Source organism: Pseudomonas protegens, assembly GCF_003732485.1.
In the GTDB taxonomy this organism is placed as follows: domain Bacteria; phylum Pseudomonadota; class Gammaproteobacteria; order Pseudomonadales; family Pseudomonadaceae; genus Aquipseudomonas; species Aquipseudomonas protegens_B.
Map to the genome: position 1 here is coordinate 111,607 of NZ_MOAK01000054.1, position 8,392 is coordinate 119,998.

Annotated in this window: 4 protein-coding genes; 1 reads left to right on the top strand and 3 read right to left on the bottom strand. The window is 61.5% G+C overall.

Annotated elements, in window-relative coordinates; all coding sequences use genetic code 11:
- Nucleotides 1–23: 23 nt before the first annotated feature.
- From BLX41_RS14455 to BLX41_RS14465, 3 genes are read right to left on the bottom strand one after another with little or no spacing between them, the layout of a single operon-like run.
- Nucleotides 24–1,391 (bottom strand): HlyD family type I secretion periplasmic adaptor subunit, encoded by a 1,368-nt coding sequence (locus tag BLX41_RS14455; protein ID WP_123725438.1) that lies wholly within the window; start codon nt 1,389–1,391, stop codon nt 24–26.
- Complete coding sequence (locus BLX41_RS14460) at nt 1,381–3,537, bottom strand: type I secretion system permease/ATPase (protein WP_123725439.1); 2,157 nt, start codon at nt 3,535–3,537, stop codon at nt 1,381–1,383. The genes BLX41_RS14455 and BLX41_RS14460 overlap by 11 nt, the downstream gene beginning before the upstream one ends.
- 37 nt (nt 3,538–3,574) lie before the next feature.
- Nucleotides 3,575–4,927: a TolC family outer membrane protein gene (locus BLX41_RS14465; RefSeq protein WP_123725440.1), complete on the bottom strand. Its 1,353-nt coding sequence runs from the start codon at nt 4,925–4,927 to the stop codon at nt 3,575–3,577.
- A 362-nt stretch (nt 4,928–5,289) separates the two neighbouring features.
- Here BLX41_RS14465 and BLX41_RS14470 point away from each other — a divergent pair.
- Nucleotides 5,290–8,392, top strand: a 3,103-nt coding sequence (locus BLX41_RS14470) for a retention module-containing protein (RefSeq protein WP_123725441.1), incomplete at its 3' end; no start/stop codon positions are given.

Consider the following 8,392-nt stretch of genomic DNA (forward strand, 5'->3'; position numbering starts at 1 on the left):
TGGCAGGTCGTTTTTTACACGGATCAGCGTTCGTGCAGGGCTTCGGCGCGGGCGCGGATGATCGGCTTGAGCAGGTAACTGAGGATGCTCTTCTTGCCGGTGATGATGTCCACCGAGGCGACCATCCCGGGGATGATCAGCAGCGGTTTTTCATCGGTGCCCAGGTGGCTGCGGTCAGTGCGCAGCTTGATCATGTAGTAGGTGGTTTTCTTGTCTTCGTCGGTGATGGTGTCGGCGCCGATCTGCTCCAGGCGGGCCTTGAGGCCACCATAGATGGTGTAGTCATAGGCGCTGAACTTGACGATCGCTTCCTGGCCCGGGTGCAGGAACGCGATGTCCTGGGGACGGATCTTGGCTTCCACCAACAGGGTGTCGTCCAGGGGCACGATCTCCACCATGTCGCTGCCCGGCTGGATCACCCCGCCAATGGTGTTGACCATCAGTTGCTTGACGATGCCCCGCACCGGCGAGGTGACCAGGGTCCGGCTGACCCGGTCTTCCAGGGCCTTGCCGGTGGCGCTGGCCTTGTTCAGTTCGGTGCGCGCCTCGTTGAGCTGGGTCAGGGCCTCGCTGCGGAACTTGCCGCGGGTTTCATCGATCTTGCGCTGCACTTCCTTGATCGCCGATTCGGCCCGGGGAATCGCCAGGGTGGTGGCGTCCAACTGACCACGGGTTTCCACTTCGGCACGCTTGAGCCGCAGCACTTCCACCGGCGATACCGCGCCCTGGGCCACCAGGGGCTCGGACATGGCAATTTCCTGGCGTTGCAAGCCCAGCTGCTGACGGTACTGGGCCTGCTTGGAGGTGAACTCCCGCAGTTCCTGTTGTTTCTGGATCAGCTGTTCCTGAAGGCCGCCGATTTCGTCATGCAGTTGCTGACGGCGGCTCTCGTACAGGGATTTTTCGCTGGCGGCCTGACCCGGTGCGTCCTTGAGCGCTTCCTCTGGGAAATTCAGCGCACGGTCATCGACCTCGGCGCTCAGACGCTCCACCCGCAGCAACATGGACAGGCGCACGGTCTCGGTCTCGCCGACGTTGGACTGGAAGCGCGTGTCATCCAGGCGGATCAGCGGTGCTCCGGCCTCCACCACCTGGCCTTCCTTGACGTACAGCTCGGAGACGATCCCGCCTTCCAGGTTCTGGATCTTCTGCACCTTCGACGAAGGAATGGCCTTGCCCTCGCCCTTGGTCACTTCGTCGATGACCGCGAAGTTGGCCCACAGCACCAGGAACAGGAAGAACGCGATGATGCCCCAGATGGTCAGGCGAATGACCCGTGGCGCATCTTCGATCAGGGCCTTGTTGACCTCGGGCAGCGGCTGCCCCTGGAGAGAATCGGTGCCTTTGAAATAGCGGCGGATCGAGTCCTTGAATCCCGACTTAAGCAACACTGATCTGCCCCTTCTTCAACGCTTCCATCACCACCGCTTTCGGGCCATCGGCCAGGATCTGTCCACGGTCCACCACCAACAGCCGGTCCACCAGCGACAACAGCGACGCCCGGTGAGTGACCAGGACCACGGTCTTGCTCTGTACCACCGCTTCCAGGCGCTGTTTCAAGCGTTCTTCACCGGTGTTGTCCATGGCACTGGTGGGCTCGTCGAGCAACAGGATCTGCGGGTTGAGCAACAGGGCACGGGCCAGGGCGACGTTCTGACGCTGGCCACCGGACAGGTTCTGTCCACGCTCGCCCACCTGCAATTCATAGCCTTGCGGGTGCAGCCGGGCGAATTCGTGAACCCCCGCCAGTTCGGCGGCTTGCAGCACCAGCTCGTCTTCAACGTAGCGGGCACCGGAGGTCAGGTTGTCCCGCAGGGTGCCGGCCAGCAGCTGGATGTCCTGGGGCACGTAGCCAATGTTGTGGCGCAACTCGCTGACATCGATCTGGCGGATGTCCACGCCGTCCACCAGCAAAGCACCGGAATCCGGCTGGTAAAGCCCTACCAGCAGCTTGGCCAGGGAGCTTTTGCCCGAGCCGCTGCGGCCGATGATGCCGACCTTCTCGCCTGGTTTGATCACCAGATTGATGTTCTTCAGCGCCGGATTCTGCTGACCCGGGTAGGTGAAGTTCAGTTGCCGGCATTCAATGGCGCCCTGCAGTACGCTGCGACTCAGGGGGCGCTCGTCGAAATTGCGCTCCTGGGGCAGCTCCATCATCTGGTCCACCGAGGTCATGGTGACGCGGGCCTGCTGGTAGCGGGTCAGCAAACCGGACAGCGAGGCCAGCGGGCTCAGGGCCCGGCCGCTGAGCATGTAGCAAGCGATCAGCCCGCCCATGCTGAGGTTGCCGTCGATGATCTGGTACACGCCGAAGATGATCATGATCACCCCGGCCAGTTGCTGGATCAGCAAGGTGATGTTCATCGCCAGGCTGGAGAGCATCTTCACCCGCAGTTCCAGGCGGCTGAGGGTGCCGATGGTCTGCTCCCATTGATACTGACGTTCGCTTTCCGCGTTGTTGACCTTGACCGCATCCAGCCCGGCCAGGGTTTCGATCAGGCTCGACTGACGCTCGGCGCCCAGGGCCATGGTTTTCTCCATGGTCGCCACCAGGGGCTTCTGCAAGGCGTAGCCGATACCCAGGGCGATGGGGAACGCCAGCACCGGAATCCACACCAGGTGCCCGCCCAAGATGGCGATCACCAGGAAGATCAGCAGGGTGAACGGCAGGTCGATGAGGCTGGTGAGGGTCAGGGATGCGAGAAAGTCCCGCAGGCTCTGAAACTCATGGATGTTCTGGGCGAAGCTGCCGACCCGTGCCGGGCGGTACTTCATGGCCATGCCGACGATGCGCTCGAACAGCGTGGCGGAAATGATCAGGTCGGTCTTCTTCCCCGCCAGGTCCAGGCACAGGCTGCGCAGACTCTTGAGGATCAGGTCGAAGATATAGGCGCCCATGATGCCAATGGACAACACCCACAGGGTCGAAGTGGCCTGGTTGGGCACTACCCGGTCGTAGACGTTCATCACGAACAGCGGCGCGGCCATGGCGATGATGTTGATCAGCAGGCTCGCGGCAATGGCGTCGGCATACAGCCAGCGCGAACGCTTGAGGGTGTCGCGGAACCAGGAGCGGGCCCGGGGAATCAGCGACCCGTGATTGACATCGAACTTGTGCTGGGGCTGGGCAAAGAACACCTGGCCGCTGTAGTCGTCGGCCAGCAGCTGGCGATTGACGCAGACTTCGCCGCCGTCGCTTTCGCTAAGCAGCAGCCGCGCCTGGTCCTCGCCCTGCCAGCCCAGGAGCACGGCGCTGCGACCGTCCTTGAGCAATAACAGGGCGGGCATCGCGATGGTCGGAATCTGCTCGAGCTTGCGGCGTAACACGCGCCCCTGCAGCCCGGCCCGGGCCGCTGCACGGGGCAGCAGCTCGGCGCTCAAGCGCTGTGACGGCAATGGCAGCCCGGTGGTCAGCATGGCCGCACTGGCAGGCTTCTGATGCAGGAAGCAAAGGGTCAGCAACCCATCCAGCATGGGATCGTCATGCATGCCGCGCGGATCATGACTGAGTTGCACACGACTGACTTCTGATTCCACGCTGGACACTCTTGGCTGGCAATAGGATGAAAGTAGCTCAATTCATCCCAGGCAGCTGGACCTTGGGCTTCGCATCGTTCTGCACGACCGAAGCCATAGGTGCGACCACTCCCTGGCTCTTGAGCAACTCGCCCATGGTCGCCTTGATTCGATACTGAGTAAATAACTGAATGTTCTGGATCTCGGCCAAACGCCGGGAAGCAGTGAACAGTTCGTTTTCACTGTCGAGCAAGTCCAGCAGGGTACGTTCGCCCAGGCTGAACTGTTTCTGGTAGGCGGCGCGCACCGCAGTGCTGCGATCGACATATTGCTGGGCGATCGGCACCTGGGCATTGGCGTTGTTCTGGGCGTTCCAGGCCAGGCCCAGCTCTTCGTTCAGAACCCGCAGGGCGTTGTTGCGGATATCCAGGGCCTGGTTCGACTGGTAGGCCTTGGACTCCAGGTCGGCCTTGTTGCTGCCGCCGGCGAACAGGTTGAAGCGCATGCGCAGCATGGCCTGCCATTCATTGTTGTGGCCGTTCTGACCGTCCAGGTCGTTATCGGCGGTACGTCCCAGCTCAGCATCGAAGCGCGGATAGAACGCCGACTTGGCGGCGTCGTACTGCTTCTCGGCAGCCACGATATCGGATTCGGCAGAACGCAGGATCGGGCTGTTTTCCAGCATCTGGCGTCGGGCTTCATCAAGGTTGGCCGGCAGCAGCGCCATAAAGCTGGCAGGACGCTCCAATTGATCGGGCACCTCTCCCACGGCACTCAGGTAGTTGGTCTGGGCATCGGCCAGGTTGGTCTGCTCGGTGATCAGGTTGTTGCGGGCCTGGGCCAAGCGCGCTTCGGCCTGGTCAAGGTCGGCACCACTGCCCACGCCACGCTGGGTGCGCAGCTTGATCTGATCGTAGATGCGTTCGTGATTACGCAGGTTGTCTTCTGCCAGTTGCACGAATTGACGACGGGTCAACACATCCAGGTATACCTGGGCCACGGTCAGCCCAGTGCGCTCGGAAGTACCCAGCAGGGAATAAGCCCGAGAGTTGACGGTAGCCTGTTGACGCCCTACTTCGCTGGACGTGGCAAAACCATCAAAGACCATCTGTTGCAGACGTAAACTTGACTCGCCGCGGTTCAGGGTTTCCCAGTGATTGCTGCCAGTACCCGCACGGGTACTAGGGTTATCCGTCCCTTCACGACCGTAACCCGCGAGCATATCGACGCGTGGCAAATATCCACCTTTGGCCGCTTTGAGTTGATAGTCAGCAGCTAGACGGCTGTTTACCCCGGCTTGTATTTCCGGATGCACATCCAGTGCTTTCTGCATGGCTTCGGGGAGTGTTTGTGCCTGCACGAAACTGGCGGCTAAGGCGAACGGCAGGGCCTTGAACAGGTGAAAACGCATGGTAGGAATTTCCCTCGGACTGCATGTCCAGAAACACGTCATAACGTGGCGCCACATCGAATGATTACAACCACAACGACCGTCCGTCGGAAAGCTCAAACTAAGAACTGGTTCACATACTTCAAGTCAGGTTACTGAACAAATATCAATGTGACATTAATCCGGCGATTGTTTAGGATGGCATCCATAAGGTCAATAGTTTGGCATAAAGTTAATTTCGAAAAAATCCAGCCAAAATATTGACGTCTATACTGTCAAATACCCGTTCCCAATTACACAGCAATGTACCTCCAGACTGAGTTGCGGCCTGCGCCCAAGCCGGTACATGGATGTCAAATGAGCGGTACACCGGAGAGTCCCCAATGAGCAGTGTTGTTGCCATCGTCAAAAGCATTGTCGGTCAGGTTTTCGTAGTTTCCCCGGAAGGAATCCGGCGCGTACTCATCGAAGGCGACCGCCTGTTCGTGGGTGATCAGGTGGATACCGGCCCGGCGGGTGCCGTCACTCTGGAGTTGACCGACGGGCGTACCCTCGACCTTGGCCGCGACACTCAGTGGAGCGGTGCCGCACCGGACTCCAGCACCGACCTGGCCCAGGCCAGCGCGCAAACCGCGCCCTCGGTGGCGGAACTGCAGCAGGCCATTGCCGCCGGTGTCGACCCGACCACCGACCTGGAAGCCACCGCTGCCGGCCCGTCCGCAGCAGGTACGGGCGGTGCTGCCGGGGGCGGTCACAGCTTCGTCCAGCTTGAGGAAACCGCAGGCCGGGTGGACCCGACCATTGGCTTCCCGACTGCCGGCCTGGGGCTGGCCACTTCGGCGCAGGACAACACCGTTGGCGGGCTGACCAACAATAATGGCCTGGCCAATGGCAACGGCAGTGGCAGTGATTCGCTGCGCCCGGCGACCCTGACCCTGGGCGCCACCCCGACCATCACCGAAGCCGGTGGTGTGCTGGTGTATACCGCGACTCTGACCCAGGCACCGCTGACCGACCTGACCGTCACCCTGTCCAATGGCGCAGTCATCGTGATCGGCGCCGGCCAAACCACTGGCAGCGTGCAGGTTCCTCTGGCGCCCCATGACAACGTCTATATCGACCCCGGCCAGATCAGCGTTAGCGTGACCGGCACTGCTGGCGGCGGCGGTCTGCTGGTAACCGTCAACCCGACCCCGGCGGTGACCCAGGTCACCGACACTATCGACACCACCACCGTCACCCTGACAGCCGATGCCAACGTCACCGAAGGCGGACAGATCACCTACACCGCCACCCTGACCAACCCGGCACAGACGCCGGTGACCATTACCCTGTCCAACGGTTCGGTCATCACCATCGAAGCGGGCAAGTCCAGCGGTTCGATCGACGTCGCGGCTCCTGCCAACGATGTCTACAAGAACGGCAGCACGCTCGAGGTCGGCATCACCAAGGCCGAGGGTGGCAACTTCGAGAGCCTGGTGCCCAGCACCGACAAGGCCGTGACCGCAGTCACCGACACCATTGACGATACCGGCCTGAGCCTGTCGGCCACCGGCACCGTGGCCGAAGGCGGCTCCATCGTCTACACCGCGACCCTGACCAACCCTGCCGGGACTGCGCTGACCGTCACCCTGAGCAACGGTGCGGTGATCACCATCGCCGCAGGCGCCACTTCCGGCACCGCCACCGTCGCCGCCCCGGCTGATGACGTCTATAAGGACGCGGGCAAGGTCGAAGTCACCATCACCAAGACCGATGGCGGCAATTTCGAAAACCTGGTCACCAACCCAGCGCCTGCCGTGACTGATGTCACCGACACCATCGATACCTCGACAGTCAGCCTGACCGCCACGCCGAGCGTGGCCGAAGGTGGAACCGTGGTTTACACCGCCTCGGTCACCGCTCCGGTGACCGGTTCGCCGGTCGTGGTGACCCTGTCCAATGGTCAAACCATCACTATTCCAGTGGGCGAGTCTTCCGCCACGGTGAACTTCACCGCGCCGAACGATGCCCTGGCTGGCGGTAGCTCCCTGAGCACCACCATCACCAAGGCTGACGGTGGTAACTACGAGAAGCTGGAAATCAGCGATAAGCCCGCTGAAACCACAGTAACCGATTCGCCGGATACCACCACTCTGAGCCTGAGTGCTACTGACTCGGTAGCAGAAGGTGGCTCCATCGTTTACACCGCGACCTTGACCAACGCTGCTGGTACTCCGGTCACCGTGACCCTGAGCAACGGTGCTGTCATCACTATCGCTGCTGGTGCCACCACCGGCACCGCCACCGTAGCGGCCCCGGCCGACGATGTGTACAAGGACGCCGGCAAGGTCGAAGTCACCATCACGAAGACCGATGGCGGCAACTTCGAAAACCTGGAAACCAACCCGGCTCCGGCAGTGACTGATGTCACTGACACTATCGATACGTCGACTGTCAGCCTGACCGCGACCCCGAGCGTGGCTGAAGGCGGCACCGTGGTGTACACCGCATCGGTCACCGCGCCAGTGACCGGCTCCCCGGTTGTGGTGACCTTGTCCAACGGACAGACCATCACTATCCCGGTTGGCGAAAGCCAAGGTTCGGTGAACTTCACCGCGCCGAACGATGCCCTGGCCGGCGGTAGCTCTCTGAGCACCACCATCACCAAAGTTGACGGTGGTAACTACGAGAAGCTGGAGATCAACGACAAGCCAGCTGAAACCTCGGTTACCGATACGCCGGATACCACCACCCTTAGCGTGACTGCTACCGATACCGTGGCAGAAGGCGGTTCCATCGTTTACACCGCCACACTGACCAATGCCGCTGGCACCCCGGTGACCGTAACCCTGAGCAACGGCGCGGTGATCACCATTGCCGCAGGCGCCACAACTGGCACCGCCACCGTCGCGGCACCAGCCGATGACGTCTACAAAGATGCCGGTAAGGTTGAAGTCACCATCACCAAAGCGGATGGCGGCAACTTCGAGAACCTGGTCACCAACCCAGCTCCGGCTGTGACTGATGTCACCGACACCATCGACACTTCCACCGTCAGCCTGACTGCCACTCCGAGCGTCGCCGAAGGCGGCACAGTGGTGTACACCGCGTCGGTTACGGCTCCGGTTACCGGCTCGCCGGTTGTGGTGACCCTGTCCAACGGCCAGACCATCACTATTCCGGTTGGCGAAAGCCAGGCTTCGGTGAACTTCACCGCGCCGAACGATGCCCTGGCTGGTGGTAGCTCCTTGAGCACCACCATCACCAAGGCTGACGGCGGCAACTACGAGAAGCTGGAGATCAACGACAAGCCAGCTGAAACCTCGGTCACCGACACACCGGACACCACCACCCTCAGCGTGACTGCCACCGATACCGTGGCAGAAGGCGGCTCGATTGTTTACACCGCGACCCTGACCAACGCTGCCGGTACTCCAGTCACCGTGACCCTGAGCAACGGCGCGGTGATCACCATTGCCGCAGGCGCCACAACTGGCACCGCCA